Source organism: Corynebacterium sp. 1103A (genome assembly GCF_055700955.1).
The window spans coordinates 171707-195886 of sequence record NZ_JASTTF010000001.1; the positions used below are offsets into that span (position 1 = coordinate 171707).

A 24180-nucleotide genomic window follows, 5' to 3' on the forward strand; every position below is an offset into this window, starting at 1 on the left:
CGTGCTAGTCGCGCCAGCGGCCGCGGCCGCCCTTGTCGCCGCGGCGGCCCCCGCGGCGATCGCGGTTGTCGCGGTGGAATCCGCGGCGCGGCGGGCGCCCGGTGTCCTTCTGGATGTTGATGAGCTGCCCGGAGATCCGGGTGTCCTTCAACCGGTCCAGCACGGCCGGGTCCAGGTTCTTCGGCAGGTCGACCAAGGTGTGGCCAACCGCAATGGTGATCCGGCCAAAGTCCTTGGAGGACAGGCCGCCCTCGTTGGCGATGGCCCCCACGATGGCACCCGGGCGGACGTTCTGGCGCTTGCCCACGTCCAGGCGGTAGGTCTCGAAGTCGCCGTCCGGGCGCTTCGGGCCGCGGTCTCGTTCGCGGTCCCTAAAGCGGCCGCCGCGCTTGTCGCCGCGGTCGCCGCGGTCGCCGCGATCGTCCCGGCGGAAGCGCTCCTTGTCGCGCTTGTCCTTCTTGCTGACCGGCTGTTCCTTCATCAGGAACTCAGAGCCGGCCTGCAACTGTACCGCCAGGGAGGCCGCGATGTCGTCCATGCCGACGTTGTTGGCCTCGGAGTATTTGCGAACCAGGCCGCGGAAGAGCTCCATCTGCTTGTCGCCCAAGGTCTCCGTGATGGACTGCGCGAACTTCTCCTTGCGCTTGACGTTGACCTCGTCGACGGTGGGCAGCTCCATCTCCTCCAGCCGCGCGTTGGTCACGCGCTCGATGGAGCGCAGCATACGCCGCTCGCGCGGGGTGACGAACAGGATGGCCTCGCCGGTGCGGCCGGCACGCCCCGTGCGGCCGATGCGGTGGACGTAGGACTCCGTGTCGTTCGGGATGTCGTAGTTGACCACGTGGGTGATGCGCTCGACGTCCAGGCCGCGGGCGGCCACGTCGGTAGCCACCAGGATGTCCAGGCGGCCGTCCTTGAGCTGATCCACGGTGCGCTCGCGCTGGTTCTGCGCGATGTCGCCGTTGATGGCGGCGGCGGAATAGCCGGCATCGGACAGCTTTTCGGCGACCTCTTCGGTCTCGTGCTTGGTCCGGCAGAAGACGATGATGGCGTCGTAGTCCGTGACCTCGAGGATCCGGGTGAACGCGTCCATCTTCGCGCGGTGCGGGGTCAGCAGGAAGCGCTGCGTGATGTTGTCGTTGGTGCGGCGCTCGGACTTGACGGTCACCTCGGCCGGGCTGTCCAGGTACTGCTTGGACAGGCGGCGGATGCTGTTCGGCATGGTGGCCGAGAACAGCGCGACCTGCTTGTTGTCCGGGGTGTCTTCCAGGATGCGCTCGACGTCCTCCTGGAAGCCCATGTTCAGCATCTCATCGGCCTCGTCGAGGACCAGGAAGCGCAGCTGGGACAGGTCCAGCGAGCCCTTCTCCAGGTGGTCAATGACGCGGCCCGGGGTGCCGACGATGATCTGGGCGCCGCGGCGCAGGCCGGACAGCTGGATGCCGTAGGCCTGGCCGCCGTAGATCGGTAGGACCTCGATGTTGCCCAGGTAATCGGCGAAGGACTGGAAGGAGTCCGCGACCTGCAGGGCCAGCTCGCGTGTCGGAGCCAGCACGAGGGCCTGCGGATGGCGGGCCTGCTCGTCGATGCGGGCCAAGATCGGCAGCGCGAAGGCCGCCGTCTTGCCGGTACCGGTCTGGGCGAGGCCGACCACGTCGCGGCCTTCCATCAGGATCGGGATAGTTTCCGCTTGGATGGGAGAAGGGGTGGTGAAACCAACGCTGGCCACGGCGTCAAGCACTTCGCTTGGCAGGCTTAGGCCGTCAAACCCCTGGGAGTTGTCATTGGCCGAATCCTGGGATTCGGCGCCGGCGCCCTCAGAAGCTTGCGCAGCCCCGGTGTTCTCCGCAGCTTCTGCTGCCACACCTTGCGCGTTGTCCTGAGATTCCGACTGTTGAGAAAATTCTTCCGGCTCGTTGACGCCGCCGGTGGCGTTATCGGTAATGCTCATTGCCCGCCCAACATTACGCTAATGGGCGGGCAAACACCATTGGGACTAGCCCCGGCGCGTTGGGGCCCGGCCGGCTAGCTGTTCTCGGCGACCAATTCCCCGGCTACGTAGGTGCGCCACGTGGCCGGCATGCCCGGGCGGTACGCCAAGTTAATGGCGTTTTCCGCGTTCAACACGTGAAGGTCTGCGGCCGCGCCGACCACCAGCTGGCCCTTGGCCGGGCGCCCGGCTGCGTCCTTGCCGCCGTCGACGGCGTGGCGGCGCAGCGCCTTCGCCCCGCCCAGGGTGGCCGCGGCGATGGCCTCGTCCAGGCTCAGGTGCTGCTGGAGCACCGCCGTGGTCACGCAGAAATTCATCGAGGAGGTATAGCTCGTGCCCGGGTTCAGGTTGGAGGCGATCGCGACGGTCACGCCGGCATCGATGAGCGTGCGGCCCGGCGCGAGCGGCTGCCTGGTGGACAGATCACAGGCCGGCAGCATGGTCGCCACGGTCTCCGAATCCGCCAGGCGCGCGATGTCCGCGTCGCTTAAGTAGTTAACGTGGTCGACGGAGGCGGCACCGAGCTCGACGGCCAGCGCCACGCCCGGGCCCTCGCCCAGCTGGTTGCCGTGCACGCGCAGCCCCAGCCCCGCGGCGCGGCCGGCCTCCAAGACGCGGCGGGATTGTTCCTCGTTGAACGCGCCGCGCTCGCAGAAGACGTCGATCCAGCCGCAATAGGGCGCGACCTTGTCCAGCATCGGCCCGACGACCTGCTCGACGTAGGCCTCAGCCTCCTGCCCCGGCGGCACCAAGTGCGCGCCGAGGAAGGTCACCTCGTCCACGTACTGGCTGGCCACCCGGGCAGCCTCGACCTCGGAGTCCACGTCCAAGCCGTAGCCGGTCTTGGTCTCAAAGGTGGTGGTGCCGCCCGCGTGCCCGGCGGACACGCGCTCGCGCACCAGCTGGCTCAGCCGCTCCGCACCGGCCGAGCGCGTGGCCTCCATGGTCACCGCGATTCCGCCGGCCGCGTAGTCGCCGCCGGCCATCCGGGTCTCGAATTCCTCGGCGCGGTTGCCGTCGAAGACCATGTGCGTGTGGGAGTCCACCCAGCCGGGCAGGACGGCGCGCCCGCCCAAGTCGACGGTCTCGGCGTCTGCGTACTTCCCGGGCAGCTCGGCGGCGGGGCCGGCCCAAGCAATGGTGCCGGCGTCGTCGGCCACCAGCGCGGCATCAGTGATGGTGCCGGCTTCGGCCACCGTGCGGAGCTCGGAAATGTTGCGAAATACCTTGGTCATTCGTCCAGCCTTTCTGCAGCGGGTTTGGTCGAGGGGGCAAACGGTGCTTTGTCGCTTTAGTCGCGGGCCTTAAACTCCATCGGGATGCGCACGCCGCGTTCTTCGGCGACGTCGTGGGCCCGAGTGTAGCCCGCGTCCACGTGGCGGATAACGCCCATGCCCGGGTCGTTGGTCAGCACCGAGCGCAGCTTGGCGGCGGCCAGCTCGGTGCCGTCGGCCACGCTGACCTGCCCGGCGTGGATGGAGCGGCCCATCCCGACGCCGCCGCCGTGATGGATGGAGACCCAGGTCGCCCCGGACGACACCGCGGTCATCGCGTTGAGCAGCGGCCAGTCGGCCACCGCGTCGGTGCCGTCCAGCATGGCCTCGGTCTCGCGGTACGGCGAGGCCACGGAGCCGGAGTCGAGGTGGTCGCGGCCGATGACGATCGGAGCGGAGATCTTGCCCTCGGCGACCAGCTCGTTGAACCGCAGGCCGGCCTTGTGGCGCTCGTTGTAGCCCAGCCAGCAGATGCGCGCCGGCAGGCCCTCGAACTCGACGTATTCCTCGGCGGCGTCCAGCCAGTTGTGCAGGTGCTCGTTGTCAGGGAAGAGCTCCTTGAGCGCCTGGTCGGTGACCTTGATGTCTTCCGGGTCGCCGGACAGCGCAGCCCAGCGGAACGGGCCCAGGCCCTCGCAGAACAGCGGGCGGATATAGGCCGGGACGAAGCCCGGGAACTCGAAGGCGCGGGTGTAGCCGGCGTGGCGGGCTTCGTCGCGGATGGAGTTGCCGTAGTCGAAGACCTCGGCGCCAGCGTCCTGGAATTCGACCATGGCCTGGACCTGGCGGGCCATGGACTCGCGGGACTTCTTAGTGAAGGTGGTCGGGTCAGACTGGGCCTCGGTGTGCCAGTCGGAGACGGTGATTTCGATCGGCAGGTAGCTGAGTGGATCGTGCGCCGAGGTCTGGTCGGTGACCACGTCCACGGTCAGCTCGCCCGCCTGCTGGCGGCGCAGGATCTCCGGGAAGACGTCCGCGGCGTTGCCCACCAGGCCCACGGACAGGGCGCGCTTTTCTTCCTTGGCGGCCAGGGCCAGCTTGAGGGCCTCGTCCAGGTCGGTGACGACCTCGTCCAGGTAGCGCTTGGACTGGCGGCGCTTCAGGCGAGTCTCGTCGACGTCGACGATGAGGCACACGCCGCCGTTCAAGGTCACGGCCAACGGCTGAGCGCCGCCCATGCCGCCGCAGCCACCGGTCAGGGTAAGGGTCCCGGCGAGCGTGCCGTCGAAGCGCTTACGGGCCACGGCCGCGAAGGTCTCGTAGGTGCCCTGCAGGATGCCCTGGGTGGCGATGTAAATCCAGGACCCGGCGGTCATCTGGCCGTACATCATCAGGCCTTCGGCCTCCAGCTCGCGGAAGTGCTCCCAGTCAGCCCAGTCGCCGACCAGGTTGGAGTTGGCGATCAGCACGCGCGGGGCCCACTCGTTGGTCTTGAAAACGCCGACTGGCTTGCCGGACTGCACCAGGAGGGTCTCGTCCGCCTCGAGGTCGCGCAGCGTGTCCACGATGGCGTCGAAGGCCTCCCAGCTGCGGGCGGCCTTGCCGGTGCCGCCGTAAACTACCAGGTCCTCGGGGCGCTCGGCCACCTCCGGGTCCAGATTGTTCATCAACATGCGCAGCGGGGCCTCGGTGGCCCAGGACTTGGCGCTAATTTCGGTCCCGCGCGGGGCGCGGACTTCACGGGCTTCCGACATTTACTATTCCTTCCTCTTCATTCCGGCGGCAGGTCAGCACGCGCTTGCCGATGCCGCCTCGCCTTCCCCGGGGCGTTGGGGACCGGTCTCCCGGGGCTGTCTCCCCGATTACTCCTGAAGTGGGTGGGCGGCACCGCGCACATGCACGGAGGTGGAGCAACCACATGTGGGATTGTGCGCCACCGCGTGCCGTGCAATAAAAGTAACCCGCGTCATACTAAAAAGTCCCGTACCTGAGGAGCTAGCTGTCTCAGATACGGGATTGCGCTGGTGTACGCTGGTTTATTGCAGCTGGCCGACCGCGGATTCGGCCGCCCGCAGGAAGGTGCCGTCCTGCACCATCTGCACCGCAGCGGCGATTTCCGGGGCCAGGTAGCGGTCCGGCCCCGCCCCCGGGACCCGCTCCCGGAGCGCTGCCACCACCGCGGCCACGCCGGCGCCGGGGGTGGTCCCCCGCAGGTCGATGCCGCGCGCCGCAGTCAGGATCTCAATCGCCACCACGCGCTGCGCACCGTCGATACCGCGCCGCAGCTTGCGCGCCGCCGACCAGCCCATGGAGACGTGGTCTTCCTGCATGGCCGACGACGGGATGGAATCCGCCGACGCCGGGGCCGCCAGGCGCTTCAGCTCGCTGACGATGCCGGCCTGCGTGTACTGCGCGATCATGTGGCCGGAATCCACGCCCGGATCGTCCGCGACGAACGCGGGCAGGCCGCGGTTGCGTGCCACGTCCAAAAAGCGGTCCGTGCGCCGCTCCGAGATGGAGGCGAGATCCGCGACCACGATCGCCAGAAAGTCGAGCACATAAGCCACGGGCGCGCCATGGAAATTGCCGTTGGAGACCACCCGGCCGTCCAGGGCCACGACCGGGTTGTCTACCGCCGCGGCCAGCTCGTTGACGGCCGCCTGGCGGGCGTGCTCTAGCGTGTCCCGGAAGCCACCGGCCACCTGCGGGGCGCAGCGCACCGAGTAGGCATCCTGGACGTGCGACTGCGCGAACTCGTCGTGGGCCTGGGACAGGTTCTCCGATGCGGCGGTCAACGCGCGGACATTCGCCGCCGCGGCGGCCTGACCGGGGTGCGGGCGCAGCTGCTGCAAGTCGTCGGCAAAGACGTCGAGGCTGCCCTGCAGGCCCTCCAGCGTCAGCGCGGTCGCGATATCCGCCTGCCGGGCCAGCGCCTCCAGGTCCGCGATAGCCAGGCACAGCTGTCCCAGCATCCCGTCGGTGCCGTTGATCAGCGCCAGACCCTCCTTCTCCCGCAGCTGCAGCGGCTGGATCCCGGCGCCCTTCAAGGCCTCGGCCGCCGGCTGCCGCTTGCCCTCCACGCGGACCTCCCCCTCGCCCAGCAGCGCTAGGGCGCAGTGCGCCAGCGGGGCCAGATCGCCGGAGCAGCCCAGCGAGCCGTACTCGTAGACCACCGGCACGATCCCGGCGTTCAGCGCCGCCGCGTAAGTGTCCACCACGACGGGGCGCACGCCGGTGCGCCCCGTACACAGCGTGGACAGACGCAGCAACATCAGCGCGCGGATGACCTCTTCTTCCACCTCTGGCCCCGAGCCGGCCGCGTGGGAGCGCACCAGGGACAGCTGCAGCTGGGCGCGCTTTTCGGCAGGGATATGCCGGCGGGCCAGCGCGCCAAAGCCGGTGGAAATCCCGTAGACCGGCGTCTCCGCAGCTGCCAGGTCTTCGACCCGCTGCCGGGTGGCCGCCACCACTTCCCGCGCGTCCGGGGCGACCGTCACGCGTGCGCCGTGGCGGGCCACCGCCACGACCTCGGCGATACTCAGCCCGCCGATCCCTACTTCCACTTCCCTAATATCTCCGCTATCTCTGCCCGCGAAAGCGGTCTTGTCAGCCTTAAATTCAGCCATGGTCAGTTGTCTCCTTCTCGTAGCCTGGCCCGTCCCCCAGCCTTGTGCGCCGCGGAACGCTACTTCCAGACACTAACCCCAATTTGTGTCATTTACCACACGTTTGGCTGAAAATGTTGTGCCCTCTTTGGCCGGTCGCTCCGTGGGCGGCGGCCTTTGCCCTCACTACCGGGAGCCGTACATCCGCGCCGCTATCTGACGAGCAGAGGACTGCAGGTGGTCGAGGACGGCCGCGCGGGTGGCATCGCTCAGCGAGCCCACCCCGAAGGTCACCGCCAGGCTGGCGGCCGGGCGCGCCAAATGATCCAGCACCGGCACGGCCAACGATGCCTGACCGCGCGAGATCTCCTCCGTCTCCTCCTCCCACCCGCGCTCGCGTACCTGGGCCAGGCGCTCGCGGAACTGCCGCAGGCTACCCTCCTGCCCTGCGGTGGCGAAGGTGGCACGCGCCTCGGCCTCCGGCAGGTAGGCCAGCATGACCCGGCCGGAGGCCGAGCGCAGCGTCTGCAAGCGCACACCCACCTCCGTGACCAGGGAGACCGCCCCGGGGCTGCGGACCTCGTGCAGGTAAACCACCTCCGAGCCCGCCAGCCGGGATAGGTGCCCGGACCCGCCCGCCAGGTTCGCCACCTGCTCGACATAGCGGTGGCTCATCCGCACCAAGGGCTGCTGCGTAGTATACGCCGAGGCCATCGCGTAGGCCGCCAGCCCTAGCCCGTAGGTCTGATTCTCCGGCAGGTGCACCACGAAGCCCGACTCCACCAGCTCGTTGAGCAGGTGGTAGGTGCTTGACCGCGGCAGGTCCAGTTCACTGCGGATACGCGCGGCCGAAATCGGCACGTCGATGGTAGACAGCAGCGACAGAATCCGCAGGGCATTGTGGGCGGCGGGCACCTGAATCTTTCTCACGCGACAATTGTAGGAAATTTCCCCGCAAACTCGCGGTACAAAGCTCCTACAGTGGAAGACTATGAACACCATCAGCGACCAACCGCTCTTTGCCCCCGCCCCCGAATGGACCGGCCGCGACGACGGCCCCGGCCCCGAACACGCCCGCTGGCACAGCGTCGTCCAGCCCCTGCCGGCTGACGGCGCCGCTTCTGCTACCGATGCCGCCGTGCTCATCGGCTACGCCTCCGACGAGGGCGTACTACGCAACGGCGGCCGTCAGGGAGCCGCCGCCGGCCCGGCCACGCTGCGCTCTGCCCTAGGCGGCCTGGCCGTCCACGACTCCTTCCCCCGCTTCGACGCCGGCACCGTAACCACCCAGAACGACGATCTGGAAGGCTCCCAGGCGGAGCTGAGCCGGCGCGTCGGCGACATCGTCGGCAACGGCAACCTCGCCGTGGTGCTGGGCGGCGGGCACGAAACGGCGTTTGCCACCCACTGCGGCGCCTTCCGCGGCAATGGCGAGCAGCCGCTGAAGATCGTCAACCTCGACGCCCACTTCGACCTGCGCACCGCCGACCGGGCCACCTCCGGCACGCCGTTCAAACAGATCGCCGAGTTCGTCCAGAACGCCTGCCCCGACCAGCCGGCTGCCTTCGACTACTCCGTCTTCGGCATCTCGGAGGCCAACAACACCGCGGTGCTGTTCAACACCGCCGACGAGCTCGGTGTGGAGACCGTCCTCGACGAGGACCTGATGCATCTCAGCCCCTCCCAGGCCGCCGGCTTGGTCGCCAAGTCTGTGCAGAACCAGCCGGCCGTCCACCTGTCCATCGACCTCGACGTCCTGCCGGCCGCCACCGCGCCGGGCGTGTCCGCCCCGGCATCGTTGGGCGTGGACTTCGCCAAAATCCGCGCGATGGCACTCGCCGTGGCGGCCACCGGCAAGCTCCGCTTGGTCGACGTCGTCGAGCTCAACCCCGACTTCGACGTCGACGACCGGACCGCCAAGCTGGCGGCCCGGCTCATCGCCGATATCGTGGCCACCCACGCGTCCGCCCACGCTTAAAGCCCCTTGGCTTTAAGCCCCCAGGCTTTAAGTCCCGAGCCCTAAGACCTCGAAGAGCACGTACGCGAACGGGGTGGCCAGCACGATAGTCAGGGCCACCCGCTCGAACCAGATGGCCAGCATGTGCCAAAGCTTGATCGGGATCTTGGTCGCCAGGATGCAGGGCACCAGCGCCGAGAAGAAGATAATCGCCGAGACCGAGACCACCCCGATCACGAACTTCAGCACTAGGCTGGACGAGTCCGCCACCGCAGTGGCCGGCAGGAACATCTCCGCCACGCCCATCGCCGAGGCCTTGCCGGCCAGCACCGGCTCCGGCAGCCGCACGATCCAAGCGAACGGGTAGAACAGGTAGCCAATCCACTCGAAGATCGGGGTGAACCGGGCCAGCAGCAGGCCGATGAGCCCGACGGACATGATGGAGGGCACGATGGCCCCCGACAGCTTCAGCCCGTCCAGGAAGTTTTCGCCGATGCCCTTGCGCAGCGACGGCGCCGTCGCCAGCGCCTGCAGGGCCTCGCGCCAGGCTTCGCGGAAGCGGTTGCCCTGCACGGTGCGCTCCGGGTCCGGCTCAGCGGAGTGATAATACTCGTCCGGGATGGTGCGCAGCGGCGGAATGCGCACGGTCACCGCGGTGACCAAGAACGTCACCACCAGGGTCACGGTGAAATAGATGCCCCAGATATTCATGATGTCCAGCGACTTGGCGACGATGACCATGAAGGCGGCCGAGACCGTCGAAAAACCCGTGGCCACGATCGAGACCTCGCGCGCGGTGTAGCCGCCGCCCTGGTAGACGCGGTCGGTAATGAGGATGCCCAAGGAATAAGAGCCGACGAAGGACGCGACGGCATCGATAGCCGAGCGCCCCGGGGTCTTCCACAGCGGGCGCATGATGGGCTGCATGAGCACCCCGACGAATTCCAGCAGGCCGTAGCCGATGAGCAGGGCCAAAAACGCCCCGCCGATAGGAACGATCAGCCCGACCTGGACCGCGATCTTATTCCACAGGAAAGGGACTAGATCCTCCTCGCCCAGGACCCACGGTAGCTTGTCGATTACCATCAGGAAGCTGACCACCAGCCCCACGACGTTAAGCACCGTGAAGACCGCCTGGAGCGGGCCCTGCTCCCAGTTCTTATTGGCAATGGAGCGCCACGTGCCGTAGGCGGCCAGCGCCAGGATGATCCACGGCACGACCCCGGGCAGATACTGCTGGATGATGGTCACCAGGTGATCCAGCGGGATGGACTGCTTCCCGTCGTAGGTGACGGGGAAGAAAAAGACGAAGGCGCCGATGGCGCTGTAGACGAACAGGCGCCACTTGCCGTCCACCCGCGACAAGGGGGCGGCTTCGACCCGCTCGTCGGCGGGCGGTTGGGATTGAGTAGTCACTACTTACTCCTGGTCGATCGGGGTTTCGGCGGGGCCCGAAAAGCCACGAGAAGCGCGCACGCCAATAGCGGGCATACGGCCCTCCCGGGTTTTGGGCAACCGGGGTGAGGTCTGTGATGCCCGCGCGACAGCCAGACGCGAGTAACACTAAATGTAACCTAGAACACTTTCAATGTCGAGTAGGTTCCCAATTACTAGACTGGGCAGCGCCCCGCCCCCTATCCGCACCACGCACACCCGCACCTTTCGGTAGAAAACTCGGGAATAACATGACCACCATGAAGGCAATCCGCCCCATCGGCCCGCACACTTCCCCGAGCTCAAAGACATCGAACGCCCCACCCCGGCACCCACGGAGGTCCTGCTGAAGGTCGCCGACGCCGGCCTGCCCCCTACCGCGCCATCAAGAAGGCCCTGCCGACGCTCAACCAGGGCGGTCAGTACGTCCTGGTCATCGGTCTGGGCGGGCTGGGCCTACGAGTTCGCCTGGTTGACCTCGCCGCGTGAGACCGAGCTGATTTCCACCTACTGGGACACCCTGCCCGAGCTGCACGGTCTGGTCGAGATCTTCCGCGACGGCTACCTCGAGCCGATGTAGACCACCTACCCGCTCAGCGAGAGCCTCGAGGTCTACCGCAAGCTGCAGGCGGGCCAGGCCTCCGGCCGCGCCGTCATCGTCCCGCACGGTAGCGACTAGGCTAACGATGCCTCCGCGGCCGCCGCGGTCCCCCAATCAGGCGCGGGATAACCCGCAGCTTGGCCGGGGTGGCAGGCAGCGGCTCGCGGGAGAAAGCCCACGCGACAACGCCCATAAGCGCTACCGCCCCACTGACCGCGAAGGCGCTCTTAAAGCCGTAGATATCCGCCAGCGCGCCCACCACGACGGGCCCGAAGATGGAGCCCAAATCCATGGCCATCTGGAAGGTGGAGAGCACCTGCCCACCGGAGCGCTCAGAACCGATGATGTCGGCCAGCGTGGCCTGCTGGGCGGGATTAATGAACCCGGCCGCGGCGCCGGTCAACACTGAGAACCCAATCAGCAGGGACAGCGAGTCCGCGTGCCCCAGCAGCCAGGTGAAAACGGCCGAACCGCACAGGCCAACCAGGATCATCGGGCGGCGGCCAAAGGTATCCGCCCAGCGGCCGGAGAACTGCAGGACCACGGCGTTGCCGGCGGCAAACGCCGCCAGCGCGTAGCCCGCGGCGGCGGAGCTGTTGGCGAAAACCGCGGCGGCGAAGAGCGGGATGACCGACACGCGCACCCCCATATTCACCCAGCCATGGGCGAAGCTGGAGGTCAGCGCGGCCCGAAAGGCGGTGTCCTGCCAGGCTTGCGAAAGCTTCATCGGCGGCAGGCTGGACTTTGCGGTGGCCCCTCCCGCCGAGCGCGGCATCAGCCACCAGACCACCCCGGCTGCCAGCGCCACGCCCAGGCCGTAGATGAAAAACGGCCAGCGGAAGCCCAGGAACGCCAACCCGGCGCCCAACAGCGGCCCGGCAATATTGCCCAGCAGGAACGCGGTCCCGTACAACGCCGAGCACCGGCCGCGAATCTGCGCCGGCGACAGGCTGACAATGAGCCCCATGGCCGATACCGTGAACATCGTCGAACCAATCCCGGCCAGAAAGCGCAGCGCGATGATGTGCCAATAAGCCTGGGCCAGCGAGACCAAGCCCGTCATCACCGCCACGGTTAAAAGGCCCGTCAGATAGATCCGCCGGGAGCCAATCCGGTTAATCAGGTAGCCCGAAGCCGGGGCGAAGAGCAGCCGGGAGGCGGAAAAGATCGACACGACCAGGCCCGCCGCGGCCATCGAGACGTCGAAGCTCACCACGAACTGCGGCAACAGCGGCGCGATCAGCCCATAGCCCAGCGCGATGATGAAGGCAGCGGCCACCAGCACCCAGATCTGCCGGGGAATGGCCGGGGTGGCTGGGCTGGACTGCGGGGAATCTGACACGGTATCTGACATGGTAAATCCCTAGCTTAGCCGGTGGCCCCAAATCCGCCAGACTAAATCGCACACGCGTTCTATTTTCCGCGGGCTGTGTCCCGCCGGGCCACTAACGTTTCCGGCATGAAGAACACGAACTACCGCCCCCAGCCCACCGCCACCTCGACCGTCTCCCCTAGCCGCTTGGCCTCCGAAATCCAGTTCACCGCCTGGGAGGAAGCCCGGGCACTGACCAGCATCACGCGCCACCCGCGCTCGCTGGCGCGGCCGCTGGCCAACTGGCGCCCGCCCTCGGTCTCCCTGCCACCCGTGGCCGGCAGCCCCGGGCTCGACGTGGCCATCACTCGCCACCGCGTCGGCCCCCGCGCCAAGGCCCGGGCGAAGGGCTACGGCGCCGAGCGCGAGCCCGCCTACGTGGTCTCCCTCCGCTTTACCCACGCCGGCGGCGACTTCGTCGACAGCACCACCCCGGAGGCCTGGGTCCGCGCCGTCATCGACAAAGAGCTTATCGATGCCGTCCACGAGCTCAGCTCCGGCACAGCCCACACCTTCATCTGGCTGGTCGACCGTGACTTGCGCCCCGTCCATTCCCCCATCTCACTGTTCGCCGGCTTCGACCAGGCCGCCTAACCGGCCGATAGTTCAGCGTTCGATTAGCGCCCACCTAGCGCCCGGTTAGCAGAAAAATCCGTCAGGTGGCTCAGCCCCACGGCGTTGGTTTCGGGGTGCGGCCACAGCCGGGGCGGGCACGAGGCCAGCCCGGTAGCCAAGCCGATGGCTCACCCGGCGCCCAAGATGCGCAAGACCGAGGCGCACCACCCGCGCTTTGCCCCCGCGCCGAAGAGCAGCTCGGTCAACGCGCCCACAGAGGCGAATGCCAGGTGAGCCGGCGACCCACACGGCGACGAGCAGCGCGGTGGCCACGCCGACGACAACCTTCCGCCAGGCGATTAGTCCTCGCCGGTGGTGTCCTCGTAATCGGCGAAATCGGCATCGTCGACGTCCTCGCCGAAGATGTCGTAGACATCCGGCTCATCGAATTCGCCCGCGTCGAAGGAGACCAGCTGGGCCTCCCAGTCAAGCGCCTGCTCGGAGACCAAGCCCAGCACGTCGAAGAGGCGGTCGAAGTCCGTGTAGGTCCCCAGTTCCAGAGCCTCGGCTGGCACCTCGATGACGGGCGCGGCCTCGGCCAGCTCGCCACTCTCGAAGAGCGCGATCCGGCCTTCTTCCACGATGCCCTCGGCCTCGCCTTGGTCCCAGGCCTCCGAGATGGCCTCGTCCTCGGCGGCGTCGAGCTCGTCCTCGTCGAAGTCGAAAGCCAGGAAACGCACGATCGCCTGCGGGATTCCGTCTACCGTCTCCACGAGCACGCGGAGCTCGGAGTCCTCGCCCACCTCGGCGACGACTAGGTTCGGGTTGAAGGAGTCCTGCTCGAATTCCAGGTCAGAAATCCGCTCGTCGGTGCCCTCGATGAGGTCCCGCAGGACCGTGACCACCTGATCGGTGGCGATGTGGCGGGCGACCGCCTCGGTCGCGTCCTCGACGGAAAACGCCACCGAGACCAGCACTGCCTCGAAGTTCTCGTCATCCTCGTCGACGTCCGCGGCAGCGATGTAGACGTTGGCAGCGGGCAGCAGCGGGTCAATCTCCACGAACTGGATCTCCAACTCCGCGGTAATCGGGACGAACAAAACGTCATCGTTGACCCGGGATTCAATTCCTTCGGCGTCCAAGGCAATTGCAATATCTTCGAAAAAGCTCATGTTCAGCAATCCGTCCTTGTGTTTAGGCAGTGGTGCACCGACCCTAGTCTACCGCTAATCGGGTTCGCTCGTGATGAAGCCCAGTTCCGCCAGAAGCTCCGGGCGGCCCGCGCCCCACTCCAGCATGGAATAGTCCTCCCAGGCACGGCGCTGCTCGGCCTTGGGGTCGTGGTCCACGCGCGGCGGGATGTCGAAAACCTGGGTCGCGCGCAACTCGGATTCTTCCCCGCCGTCCACCCGGTAGCGCGGCCAGCTGGGTGCAGGCTCCGACTCCCAGATGAACCGCGCCCAGTGTTCCTGCATCAGCTGGGTCATCGACTCCCCCGCGTCCCCGTTGCCCAGCTTGGTCACCAGCGACATTCGCGAAGAATTCGGATCCCCGAAGACGTTGGCCAGCTCCAGCGAATGCACCGCGCCAAGCCCCAGCCAGCGCAGCGCCATCGGCGTGTAGTCGAAGCGGTACATCCACGTCGGGTAGCGCTGGGCGTGAGCACCGGCGGCGCGGACGGTGGGCGCCCAGAAGAGGGCATCGGAAAGCAGGTCAGCGAAATCCCGCCGCCCTTCGGCCCGGCCGTAGGCGTCCACGACCTGTTCGGCGTTGTGTTCGTCGAAAGAGCGCAGCAGCCGCAGCCCGGCGCGGGCGCGGGAGCCCTCCCGCTGGAACAGGTATTTCGCGAAGCTGGTCTCGCCCGAGTTGGTCCCCACCAGCAGCGGCACGCCGGCCTGGGTGCCCTTCTCGAAGGCCTCCAACGGGTGCACGGGTAAAACGTCGTCGTCGAGTGTGGGCGCGTAGCAGGAATTAAGGTGCAGCAATTCGCCGGCGCGCCACATCATCGACTGCCCGGCACGCACCAGGTCCGGCCACCCCTCCGCGCGCAGCTCCTCGATGCCACTTCCCCGCGGCAAGGCCAAACGCTTGACCAGCTCGCGCGCCCACAGGGTCGACTGTGTGCGGGAATGATTCAGTCCGATGGGCGGCGACTGGGCGATGGCCTTGTGGAAAAGCCCCTGCGCCGCCGGACTCGTCATGAGGGAAAGCACCGCGGCCGCCCCGGCCGACTCGCCCATCAGCGTGATGTTGTCCGGATCCCCGCCGAACTGAGCGATATTATCCCGCACCCATTCCAGCGCCAGCAGCTGATCCAGCACCGCTGGGTTGGCCACGCACTCGCCGGGCAGGCTGCGCAGATCCAGGTAGCCCAGCGCGCCGAGCCGGAAGTTGATGGAAACGTAGACGACGTTCATCGACTGCGCCAGGTGGAAACCACGCAGCATCAGCATGTGCGACGAGCCCATGATGAAAGACCCGCCGTGCAGGTAGACCACCACCGGCAAACGCTGCGTGCCCGTGGGCCGCACCACGTCTAGGTTCAGACAGTCCTCGCTGCCGATGACCCGCTCGGTCCATGAATAGGTCGGCTGCGGCGCCACCTGGCCGAAGTCCCGGCATTCGCGCACGCCCTCCCAGGCCTCCACCGGCTCGGGGGCGCAAAACCGCCCGGTGCGTGCGGTGTCCTTGCCGAAGGGAATGCCCTTCCAGGAGCTGACGTCAAGCCCGTCGTCGTCATGTTCGCGCTTGCCGTGGACCCACCCGGCCGCAGTCCGGATGGTTAGCCCGTCCCCGGGGTGGGCATGGGCGGCTGCCTGGGCTGCGGCGGCGCGGGCATGGGCGGCCGCCGCTTGCCGGCGCGCGGCAGCGACTGATTCTTCTTCCCACTTCTCGTCCCAGGGCCCCATGGAATCCAGCGTAGTAAGCTCGCGTCGGGTTTGCGCAACCTTGCGCCCGCTTAACGATGCCCCGCCGCTCTTTCCCCTAGAGTGGTATAGGACCTATTTATCGGAGGAGACGAAACGTGTTTGGAATTGGTAAGAAGGACAAAGAAGGCGGCGCCGTCGACACTGTCACCCCGGAGGAAGCCGCGGCAAACCTGGAACGGTACGACATCGACCCCGACCACGCCGACAAGTGGACGGCCACCCTACTCAAAAGTCTAGATAAGGCCGTCAAGATCCAGGCCGGCACCATCGTCAAGTACGTCGAGTCGGTTAAAAAGCGCAACCCGACTGCCACGCCGGAGCAGCTCCAGGAGATTATCGACAAGCACTTCCGCAACATCACCACCGGAACGGGCGCGGGCGCCGGCGCGGCTGCCTCTGTCCCGGGCGTCGGCTTTTTCACCGGCGCGGCCGCCATCGGGGCGGATTCGTTGGTCTTCCTGGAGGCCGCCGCCTGGTACATCCTGGCCTCCGCGCACCTGCGGGGCATCGATGTCAGCAACGAGGAGCAGCGCCGCGCGCTGGTGCTGCTGGTGCTGACCGGCTCGAAGGGCTCGGCCATCGTCGACACCATCGTCGGCGACCTGGGCCAGGGCGCCAGCCTGTCGAGTGCGGCATCGCTCACGCGTTTTTCCGCCCCCACCCTGTCCGGGATGAACGCCCGCCTGGGCAAGCTGTTTGCCAAGCAGATCACCAAGCGCTTCAAGTGGGCGTGGGTCTCCAAGCTGATGCCGCTGGGAATCGGCGCGGTGTTGGGCTCGGTGGCCAACCGCAAGCTGGCTCGACAGGTCATCGATCACGCACGCGCCAACCTCGATCCACTGCCCGCTATCACCAATTAAGAAGCGAGATTGTCAGCGCGGTTGCGCCCCGTATCATTGGGAGCGAACCACTTTGCTGGGGGCATTACCCCCGCCGTGGATGTTTACCACTAAAGTTGATGTGACTACCCGACAAAGCTAAAGGAAAAGAGGCGAGCACCTGCCGTGAGCAAGTCGAATATATTCGGCCCGAACGCGTGGCTGATTGACGAACAGTTCCAGCAGTATTCCCAAGATCCATCCTCCGTAGATAAGGAATGGCGGGAGTTTTTCGAGGCCAACGGCGCCCCTAAAAAGTCGGCTGACACCGGCAAATCGGGGCCGGCCAAGCCGAAGAAGAACAAGCCGGCTAAGGCGGCCAAGGAATCTGAAGGAACGACTGCCAAGACCAAGCAGAACGTCCGCGAGACCGAGGTCTCCAAAAACGTGAAGAAGGCCCAGAAGGAATCCGCCAAGGCCAACACCCCGGCTAAGGAAAAGGCCCCGACCTCACCCCTGGATCGCATCGGCGCTACCCCCGAACCGGGCCAGAAGCCGCTCAAGGGTACCTTCAAGGCCATCGCCAAGAACATGGACGAGTCGCTGGAGATCCCGACCGCGACCACCGTGCGCGACATGCCGGTCAAGCTCATGTGGGAAAACCGCTCCATGATCAACGACCACCTCAAGCGCACCCGCGGTGGCAAGATCTCCTTTACTCACATCATCGGCTACGCACTGGTCAAGGCCACCCAGATCCACCCGGCCATGAACGTGCGCTACGAGGTTTCCGACGGCAAGCCGACCGTCGTCCAGCCCGAGCACATCAACCTGGGCCTGGCCATCGACCTGCCGCAAAAGGATGGCTCCCGCGCGCTGGTCGTCGCCGCCATCAAGGAATGTGAAAACAAGGGCTTTGCCGAGTTCGTCGACGCCTACGAGGACATCGTCACCCGTTCCCGCAACGGCAAGCTGACGATGGACGACTTCTCCGGCGTGACCATCAACCTGACGAACCCGGGCGGCATCGGCACGCGCCACTCCATCGCCCGCCTGACCAAGGGCTCCGGCTCCATCATCGGCGTGGGCTCCATGGACTACCCGGCCGAATTCGCCGGCGCCTCCGCGGACCGCCTGGCGGACCTGGGCGTGGGCCGCCTGGTCACCCTGACCTCCACCTACGACCACCGCGTCATCCAGGGTGCCGAGTCCGGCGAGTTCCTGCGCACCATCGGCCAGCTGCTGGTCGACGACAAGTTCTGGGACGAGCTCTTCGCCGAGATGGGCGTTCCCTACCAGCCGTTCCGCTGGGCCCAGGACGTGCCGAACTCCGGCGTGGACAAGAACACCCGCGTCATGCAGCTCATCGAGGCCTACCGCTCCCGCGGACACCTGCTGGCCGACGTCAACCCGCTGGGCTGGCACCAGCCGGGCCTGCCCTCGCCGGATCACCGCGACCTGGATATGGCCACCCACGGCCTGACAATCTGGGACCTGGATCGCACCTTCAACGTCGGCGGTTTCGGTGGCAAGGAATCCACGACGCTGCGCGAGGTCCTGTCCCGCCTGCGTTCGGCCTACACCCTGAAGGTCGGCTCCGAGTACGCCCACATCCTCGATCGCGACGAGCGCAGTTGGCTGCAGGATCGCCTCGAGGACGGCATGCCCAAGCCGACCAACGCCGAGCAGAAGTACATCCTGCAGAAGGTCAACGCCGCCGAGGCTTTCGAGAACTTCCTGCAGACCAAGTACGTCGGCCAGAAGCGCTTCTCCCTGGAGGGCGCCGAGTCCCTCATCCCGCTGATGGACTCCATCATCGACACCGCCGCCGGCCAGGGCCTGGACGAGGTCGTCATCGGCATGCCGCACCGCGGCCGCCTGAACGTCCTGTTCAACATCGTGGGCAAGCCGCTGGCCGAGCTCTTCGAAGAGTTCGACGGCAACTACCGCGGCGGCCAGCTGGGCGGCTCCGGCGACGTCAAGTACCACCTGGGCGCCAGCGGCGAGCACCTCCAGATGTTCGGCGACGGCGAGATCAAGGTCTCCCTGACCGCCAACCCGTCCCACCTCGAAGCCGTCGACCCTGTACTGGTCGGCATGGCCCGCGCCAAGCAGGACATCATCGACCAGGGCGACGAGGGCTACTCCGTCGTTCCGCTGATGCTGCACGGCGATGCCTCCTTCACCGGCCTGGGCGTCGTCCAGGAGACCATCAACCTGTCCAACCTGCGCGGCTACACCGTGGGCGGCACCATCCACATCGTGGTCAACAACCAGATCGGTTTCACCACCACCCCGGATTCCGGTCGCTCGACCCACTACGCCACGGACCTGGCCAAGGGCTTCGACTGCCCGGTCTTCCACGTCAACGGCGACGACCCAGAGGCCGTCGTCTGGGTCGGCCAGCTGGCTACCGAGTACCGCCGCCAGTTCGGCAAGGACGTTTTCATCGACCTGCTGTGCTACCGCCTGCGCGGCCACAACGAGGCCGACGACCCGTCGATGACCCAGCCGGTCCTCTACGACCTCATCAACGACCACAAGGGCGTGCGCGAGTCCTACACCGAGGACCTTATCGGCCGTGGCGACCTCTCGGCGGAGGACGCCGAGGCCGCCGCCCGCGACTTCCACGACCAGATGGAATCCGTGTTCACCGAGGTCAAGGAAGCCGAAAAGACCGGCCCGCAGGAGCAGACCGGCATCACCTCCTCCCAGGAGCTGACCCGCGGTCTGGACACCTCCATCACCGCCGAGGAGATGAACGAGCTGGGCCAGGCCTTCGTCAACCCGCCGGAGGGCTTCGACCTGCACAAGCGCGTGTCCAAGGTAGCCAAGGAGCGCGCCAAGACCGCCCAGGAAGGCGGCATCGACTGGGCCTGGGGCGAGCTGCTTGCCTTCGGCTCGCTGGCTAACTCCGGCAAGGTCATCCGCATCGCCGGTGAGGATACCCGCCGCGGTACCTTCACCCAGCGCCACGCGGTCCTGTTCGACCCGGAAACCGGCGAGGAGTACAACCCGCTCAACCACGTGGCCGACGCCAAGGGCAACGGCGGCAAGTTCCTCATCTACAACTCCGCCCTGACCGAGTACGCCGGCATGGGCTTCGAGTACGGCTACTCCCTGGGCAACCAGGATGCCCTGGTAGCCTGGGAAGCCCAGTTCGGCGACTTCGCCAACGGCGCGCAGACCATCATCGATGAGTACGTCGCCTCCGGCGAGGCCAAGTGGGGCCAGACCTCCTCGCTCGTGCTGCTGCTGCCGCACGGCTACGAGGGCCAGGGCCCGGACCACTCCTCCGCCCGTATCGAGCGCTATCTGCAGCTGTGCGCCGAGGGCTCGATGACCGTGGCCCAGCCGACCACCCCGGCCAACCACTTCCACCTGCTGCGCCGCCAGGCACTCGGCACGATGAAGCGCCCGCTGGTCGTCTTCACCCCGAAGTCCATGCTGCGTAACAAGCAGGCCACCTCGGCCGTGGAGGACTTCACCGAGGTGACCTCCTTCCGCTCGGTCATCAACGACCCGAACCAGGTGGATCACAACGGCAAGGTAGTCGGCGACCCGGACAAGGTCAAAACCATCATGCTCTGCTCCGGCAAGATCTACTACGACTTGGAGAAGAAGCGCGAGAAGGACGGCCGCGACGACGTGGCCATCGTGCGCGTCGAGATGCTTCACCCGATCCCGTTCAACCGCCTGCGCGAGGCCTTCGAGGCCTACCCGAACGCCACCCAGGTGCGCTTCGTCCAGGACGAGCCGGCCAACCAGGGCCCGTGGCCGTTCTACAACGAGCACCTGCGCGAGCTGATTCCGGACATGCCGGAATTGGTCCGCGTGTCCCGCCGCGCGCAGTCCTCGACTGCCACCGGCGTGTCCAAGGTCCACCAGCTCGAGCAGAAGAACCTGCTCGATGAGGCCTTCGACGTCTAGGCCGCGCTCTAGGCACGCCAGCTAGCCGGCCCGCTGCCCTCCCTCAACTAGGGAGGTGGCGGGTCGGTTTTTTAATCTCTGGGAGGGCCTACCGGGGCAGTATCCACACCGTCTTTCCGCGCACCCGGGCCATCCTGCCCCGCGATGTCGGCCCACCGCGCCCCGCGTCATCGTTCGCGCCATTGTGGTGCGGGCACAAGGTCACCAGGTTGTCCATGTTGGTCGACCCTCCCCGCTCCCAGGGTCTCATGTGGTGTATCCGGCATTCGTCGCCGCCGAGCAGGCAGTCCGGCCAGGCGCAGACCGGGTTTTCCATCAGCGCCAAGCGCCGCTGCTTGTCGGAGGCGAAGCGCTCGATGCGGTAGAGGTTGACCGGCCCGCGCACTGGGTCCACCAGACCGACGAAGCCGAACTCGCTGAGCTTGCGTCGCGCCAGCTCGGCGCCGCTGATAACGGCGCCGTTGGTCAGCTGAACGGTGATGTCTTCGGCGCCGGAGGAGGCATCGCTAAGCAGCCGGCCGAAATCGCTGATGCCCATGACCGCGTTGGTGGTCGCCGGCGTGGCCGCCCCGCCTCCGCCTAGAAGGGCGGCGCGGGCGTCGTCGACCGAGTCGATATTGGCGTGCAGGTCCGCGATGAACGCCGAGTCCGCGGTAATCTTCCACGACCATAGACCGTCCTTGCCGCGGCGCATCTCGCGCCGGGCGTGCGGGTCGGGCTCGGGTTGGCCTCGCGCACCTTCCGGCGAGCGATGCGCCCCATCGCCTCCTCGTCCGTCGCAATGCACGCGAGCTCCTCGAAGATGCGCCAGGCGTCGTCCTGTTTGCGGGCGCGCCCGACGTGGTAGGCAATCACCAGCAGCACCGCAAGGTCGTGGCCAATCCGCCGGGCGGCGGCCAAGGCGCGGCCTTGGCGGCCGCGGTAGCGGGTCGCCCCAAAAAAGAGGTCGCGCACTCCCAGCAGCTCTTCGGCGCCGGCGCGCGTGGCCCCGGCGTGCTTTACGAGGTCGTCGGTACTGGCGCCGCGGATCTCCTCAAGCAGGGCGATGACCGTCGCCCGCGCCCCGAAGTACGCCCGCGTGCGTTCTAATCGGTCTGGATCAAATTCTGTGTCCATGCTCCACAACAGCAGCCGACGCCGCCGCGCTCAACCAAGCGCAGCGGCAGCCTGTGGACAACTTGCCCAAAACATATGCGGGCGTATAGACCGCGGAGTTATCCACCGGCCAGGGCGCTATTTAGCGGCGCGCTATTCTTCGGAGGAGTCCGAGTCGCTGTTGGCGTCCAACTCGCCTTCGGGGACGCTGTTCTGGCTCCAGCGGGAAACGATCTTCTCGATCTCGCCGTCGCCGGACTCGATTTCCTCGACGAGTTCGTCGATGTCCTGCTCGATGAGGAACTTCGACAACGAGCCCAGCATCTCCTTTTCCTCTCGGTCCAAAAGGCCCTTCGTGAAGATGGGGCTGTAGTTCTGGGGCAGCTCGCTGGCGGGGCTCGCGCTGCAGCCCTGGGCGGTGGACGGGTCGACGGTGGTCAGCGTGGTGGGCAGCGATTCCATCATCGCGATGTGGGTTTGCCCGTTGCGGTCCTCGTCACGGCGGGCCTCGCCGGCGCTGAAGTCCTGCTCCATCTCCCGGGCGCGGTCGGGGTCGAGGGCGAAGAGGGCGTCGCCGGTGCAGGCGGCCCAGAAATTGCCGTCCTCGCCCATCTTTTCCACCAGCGAGGAACCGGCCGTGTTGTCCTCGACGACCAACTCGGCGTTGCGGTCGTTGCGGGCGAAGGCCTGCTTGAAGATTTCGGCGACGACCTGGCCCTCTGTGTCCTGCGAATCCACCAGGATGCGGATGTCCGCGTCCTCCCGCGGGTCGGCGGTGCTGCCGGGGTCGGCCACCTCACACCCGCTCAAGGCCACCGCCGCGGCGACGAGGCAGGCGGCACCGGCTTGCACACGCATCGAGTCTCCTCCCAACGTTGAAATTCCCTGTCATCTTACACCGCGTGCCCCGACGTGTATTTTTCCCCGCCCGGTTACTACGATGGTTCATGATATGACTAGTGCACTAACCGAATCCGCTGTCCGCAGCGCGCTCTCCCGCGTAGAGGATCCCGAAATCGGGCGCCCGATTATTGAACTCGACATGGTCAAGTCCATCGCCATCGACGGCAACGACGTCGCCGTGGAAATCTACCTGACCATCGCTGGCTGCCCGATGAAAAACACTATCCAGTCCAACACCCAGGCGGCGTTGGAGGACATCGACGGCGTCGGCGACGTCAGCGTGACGCTGGACGCGATGAACGACGAGCAGCGCCTCGAGCTTAAGAAGAAGCTCCGCGGCGGCAAGGCCGAGCCGGAGATCCCTTTCGCGAAGCCCGATTCGACCACCCGCGTCTTCGCGGTGGCCTCGGGCAAGGGCGGCGTGGGCAAGTCGTCGGTCACCGTCAACCTGGCCTCCGCCCTGCAGCGCAAGGGCCTCAAGGTGGGCATCATCGATGCCGATATCTACGGTCACTCCGTCCCCGGCCTGCTGGGCTCCACCGCGGGCCCCACCGTGCTGGACGAGGAGATGCTGCTGCCGCCCATCGCGCACGATATTAAGCACATCTCCATCGGGCAGTTCGTCGAGGGCAACGCGCCAGTCGTCTGGCGCGGGCCGATGCTCCACCGCGCCCTCCAGCAGTTCTTGGTCGATGTCTTCTGGGGCGACTTAGACGTGCTGCTTCTGGATCTGCCGCCCGGCACCGGCGATGTCGCGCTCTCGGTAGCCCAGCTCATCCCCAACGCCGAGCTGCTTATCGTCACCACCCCGCAGGCTGCGGCCGCGGAGGTCGCCGAGCGCGCCGGCTCCATCTCCCAGAAAACGCGCCAGCGAGTGGCCGGCGTCATCGAGAACATGGGCGCGATGGTCATGCCGGACGGCACCACGATGGATATCTTCGGCAGCGGCGGCGGCCAGATCGTCGCCGACCGGCTGAGCACCCTTTTGGGCCACGAGGTCCCGCTGCTGGGCCAGATCCCGCTGGATCCGGCGCTGCGCACCGGCGGCGATTCCGGCGTACCGATTCTCGAGCAGGCCCCGAACTCGGCCGCAGCGCAGGCCGTTGCCGCCATCGCGGACAAGATCGCGGTGCGCAAGGATTCCCTGGCCGGCAAGCCACTCGGCCTGGGCGTTACCCGTCACTAGACGCCTCTAGGCGCTAGCTAATATCCGACCAGCTAAAGCCCGACGGCTGGTCGGGGCGGGGTTCTTCGCGGCGCTGCTCGGCCTGCCGCGTCTCCGCCTGCGGCTGCTGCTCAGCCTGCCGTGGCTCAGCCTGCAGCGTGGGGGTGAAATCGGCAGCATAAATCTGCGAATAATCGAAGCCCTGCCCGGCTGCCGCGGTGTTAGTCTCGCGCGGCTGGTCGGTGTACGGGCTGTAGCTTTCCTCGCGCTGCTCGACCTTCGCGGCCGGTTCGTCTAAGAATTTCTTCGGGTTGAAGTCGTCCCAGGCGCTGTCGTCTCCGTCGAAAAGCGCCTTGGTCAGCACCCCGCGGGGCCCAAGCCGTCCCCACTCCATGGCCTGGTTGAGCGGCCCGCGCAGGTCGTCGAATTCCTTGGAGAACTCCCCCACCTCGCCGTTGAGCTCGGCCTTGGCGTTGTTGATCGCCCGCCGCGCGGCGAAGATCGCGGCGCGCACGTCCTGGAGCACCCCGGGCAGCCGCTCTGGGCCGATGACGACTACGGCGATCAGCACGATCACCACGATCTCGGTAACGCCTAAATTCGAAAACACG

The 24180-nt window shown here is 66.9% G+C and carries 18 protein-coding genes; 6 read left to right on the top strand and 12 right to left on the bottom strand.

Going from position 1 to position 24180, the window contains the following annotated elements; all coding sequences use genetic code 11:
* Window positions 1-4: 4 nt before the first annotated feature.
* The 5 genes from QQS52_RS00785 to QQS52_RS00805 form a co-directional block, all read right to left on the bottom strand.
* The gene (locus tag QQS52_RS00785; RefSeq protein ID WP_472772129.1) at window positions 5-1951 is read right to left on the bottom strand and encodes a DEAD/DEAH box helicase; all 1947 of its coding nucleotides are present in this window, start codon (window positions 1949-1951) and stop codon (window positions 5-7) included.
* Between the two features lie 74 nt (window positions 1952-2025).
* Complete coding sequence (gene hutI / locus QQS52_RS00790; protein WP_472772130.1) at window positions 2026-3225, bottom strand: imidazolonepropionase; 1200 nt, start codon at window positions 3223-3225, stop codon at window positions 2026-2028.
* A gap of 56 nt (window positions 3226-3281) precedes the next feature.
* Complete coding sequence (locus QQS52_RS00795; protein WP_472772131.1) at window positions 3282-4958, bottom strand: urocanate hydratase; 1677 nt, start codon at window positions 4956-4958, stop codon at window positions 3282-3284.
* 282 nt (window positions 4959-5240) lie between these two features.
* Window positions 5241-6830: a histidine ammonia-lyase gene (gene hutH / locus QQS52_RS00800; protein WP_472772132.1), complete on the bottom strand. Its 1590-nt coding sequence runs from the start codon at window positions 6828-6830 to the stop codon at window positions 5241-5243.
* 165 nt (window positions 6831-6995) lie between these two features.
* Window positions 6996-7739, bottom strand: a complete 744-nt coding sequence (locus QQS52_RS00805) for an IclR family transcriptional regulator (RefSeq protein ID WP_472772133.1) — start codon at window positions 7737-7739, stop codon at window positions 6996-6998.
* A 61-nt stretch (window positions 7740-7800) separates the two neighbouring features.
* Here QQS52_RS00805 and hutG point away from each other — a divergent pair, with 61 nt between their 5' ends.
* Complete coding sequence (gene hutG / locus QQS52_RS00810) at window positions 7801-8787, top strand: formimidoylglutamase (protein WP_472772134.1); 987 nt, start codon at window positions 7801-7803, stop codon at window positions 8785-8787.
* A gap of 27 nt (window positions 8788-8814) precedes the next feature.
* On the opposite strand, the gene QQS52_RS00815 is transcribed toward hutG, so the two are convergent.
* Together QQS52_RS00815 and QQS52_RS00820 are read right to left on the bottom strand one after the other, a co-directional pair.
* Entirely contained in the window at window positions 8815-10131 is a 1317-nt protein-coding gene (locus QQS52_RS00815; RefSeq protein WP_472772269.1) for a YjiH family protein, read from the bottom strand.
* 749 nt (window positions 10132-10880) lie between these two features.
* Window positions 10881-12155 (bottom strand): MFS transporter, encoded by a 1275-nt coding sequence (locus tag QQS52_RS00820; RefSeq protein WP_472772135.1) that lies wholly within the window; start codon window positions 12153-12155, stop codon window positions 10881-10883.
* A gap of 105 nt (window positions 12156-12260) precedes the next feature.
* Between QQS52_RS00820 and QQS52_RS00825 the strand changes: the two genes are divergently transcribed.
* Window positions 12261-12767 carry a hypothetical protein gene (locus tag QQS52_RS00825; RefSeq protein WP_472772136.1) on the top strand — a complete coding sequence of 169 codons (507 nt, stop codon included), beginning with the start codon at window positions 12261-12263 and terminating at the stop codon, window positions 12765-12767.
* Between the two features lie 320 nt (window positions 12768-13087).
* Here the strand turns inward: QQS52_RS00825 and QQS52_RS00830 are convergent, their stop codons facing one another.
* Window positions 13088-13900 carry a DNA primase gene (locus QQS52_RS00830; RefSeq protein WP_472772137.1) on the bottom strand — a complete coding sequence of 271 codons (813 nt, stop codon included), beginning with the start codon at window positions 13898-13900 and terminating at the stop codon, window positions 13088-13090.
* A gap of 54 nt (window positions 13901-13954) precedes the next feature.
* A complete protein-coding gene (locus QQS52_RS00835) occupies window positions 13955-15637 on the bottom strand; it encodes a carboxylesterase/lipase family protein (protein ID WP_472772138.1) in 1683 nt (560 codons plus the stop codon).
* 116 nt (window positions 15638-15753) lie between these two features.
* Between QQS52_RS00835 and QQS52_RS00840 the strand changes: the two genes are divergently transcribed.
* Complete coding sequence (locus QQS52_RS00840; RefSeq protein ID WP_472772139.1) at window positions 15754-16518, top strand: hypothetical protein; 765 nt, start codon at window positions 15754-15756, stop codon at window positions 16516-16518.
* A 144-nt stretch (window positions 16519-16662) separates the two neighbouring features.
* Window positions 16663-20406 (top strand): multifunctional oxoglutarate decarboxylase/oxoglutarate dehydrogenase thiamine pyrophosphate-binding subunit/dihydrolipoyllysine-residue succinyltransferase subunit, encoded by a 3744-nt coding sequence (locus QQS52_RS00845; protein WP_472772140.1) that lies wholly within the window; start codon window positions 16663-16665, stop codon window positions 20404-20406.
* An 88-nt stretch (window positions 20407-20494) separates the two neighbouring features.
* On the opposite strand, the gene QQS52_RS00850 is transcribed toward QQS52_RS00845, so the two are convergent.
* Window positions 20495-21193 (bottom strand): HNH endonuclease signature motif containing protein, encoded by a 699-nt coding sequence (locus QQS52_RS00850; RefSeq protein WP_472772141.1) that lies wholly within the window; start codon window positions 21191-21193, stop codon window positions 20495-20497.
* A 53-nt stretch (window positions 21194-21246) separates the two neighbouring features.
* Between QQS52_RS00850 and QQS52_RS00855 the strand changes: the two genes are divergently transcribed.
* A complete protein-coding gene (locus QQS52_RS00855) occupies window positions 21247-21495 on the top strand; it encodes a hypothetical protein (RefSeq protein ID WP_472772142.1) in 249 nt (82 codons plus the stop codon).
* Window positions 21496-21654: 159 nt separating this feature from the next.
* On the opposite strand, the gene QQS52_RS00860 is transcribed toward QQS52_RS00855, so the two are convergent.
* Entirely contained in the window at window positions 21655-22359 is a 705-nt protein-coding gene (locus QQS52_RS00860) for a hypothetical protein (protein ID WP_472772143.1), read from the bottom strand.
* Window positions 22360-22453: 94 nt separating this feature from the next.
* Here QQS52_RS00860 and QQS52_RS00865 point away from each other — a divergent pair, with 94 nt between their 5' ends.
* A complete protein-coding gene (locus tag QQS52_RS00865) occupies window positions 22454-23590 on the top strand; it encodes a P-loop NTPase (protein ID WP_472772144.1) in 1137 nt (378 codons plus the stop codon).
* 13 nt (window positions 23591-23603) lie between these two features.
* Here QQS52_RS00865 and QQS52_RS00870 read toward each other — a convergent pair whose 3' ends face one another.
* A complete protein-coding gene (locus QQS52_RS00870; protein ID WP_472772145.1) occupies window positions 23604-24179 on the bottom strand; it encodes a twin-arginine translocase TatA/TatE family subunit in 576 nt (191 codons plus the stop codon).
* Window position 24180: the final 1 nt, after the last annotated feature.

Excerpts from the sequence above, each read along its gene's own strand:
- QQS52_RS00785 (WP_472772129.1), bottom strand. The coding sequence starts at position 1,951 with ATGAGCATTACCGATAACGCCACCGGCGGCGTCAACGAGCCGGAAGAA.
- hutI (WP_472772130.1), bottom strand. The coding sequence starts at position 3,225 with ATGACCAAGGTATTTCGCAACATTTCCGAGCTCCGCACGGTGGCCGAA.
- QQS52_RS00795 (WP_472772131.1), bottom strand. The coding sequence starts at position 4,958 with ATGTCGGAAGCCCGTGAAGTCCGCGCCCCGCGCGGGACCGAAATTAGC.
- hutH (WP_472772132.1), bottom strand. The coding sequence starts at position 6,830 with ATGGCTGAATTTAAGGCTGACAAGACCGCTTTCGCGGGCAGAGATAGC.
- hutG (WP_472772134.1), top strand. The coding sequence starts at position 7,801 with ATGAACACCATCAGCGACCAACCGCTCTTTGCCCCCGCCCCCGAATGG.
- QQS52_RS00820 (WP_472772135.1), bottom strand. The coding sequence starts at position 12,155 with ATGTCAGATACCGTGTCAGATTCCCCGCAGTCCAGCCCAGCCACCCCG.
- QQS52_RS00825 (WP_472772136.1), top strand. The coding sequence starts at position 12,261 with ATGAAGAACACGAACTACCGCCCCCAGCCCACCGCCACCTCGACCGTC.
- QQS52_RS00830 (WP_472772137.1), bottom strand. The coding sequence starts at position 13,900 with ATGAGCTTTTTCGAAGATATTGCAATTGCCTTGGACGCCGAAGGAATT.
- QQS52_RS00835 (WP_472772138.1), bottom strand. The coding sequence starts at position 15,637 with ATGGGGCCCTGGGACGAGAAGTGGGAAGAAGAATCAGTCGCTGCCGCG.
- QQS52_RS00860 (WP_472772143.1), bottom strand. The coding sequence starts at position 22,359 with ATGCGTGTGCAAGCCGGTGCCGCCTGCCTCGTCGCCGCGGCGGTGGCC.
- QQS52_RS00865 (WP_472772144.1), top strand. The coding sequence starts at position 22,454 with ATGACTAGTGCACTAACCGAATCCGCTGTCCGCAGCGCGCTCTCCCGC.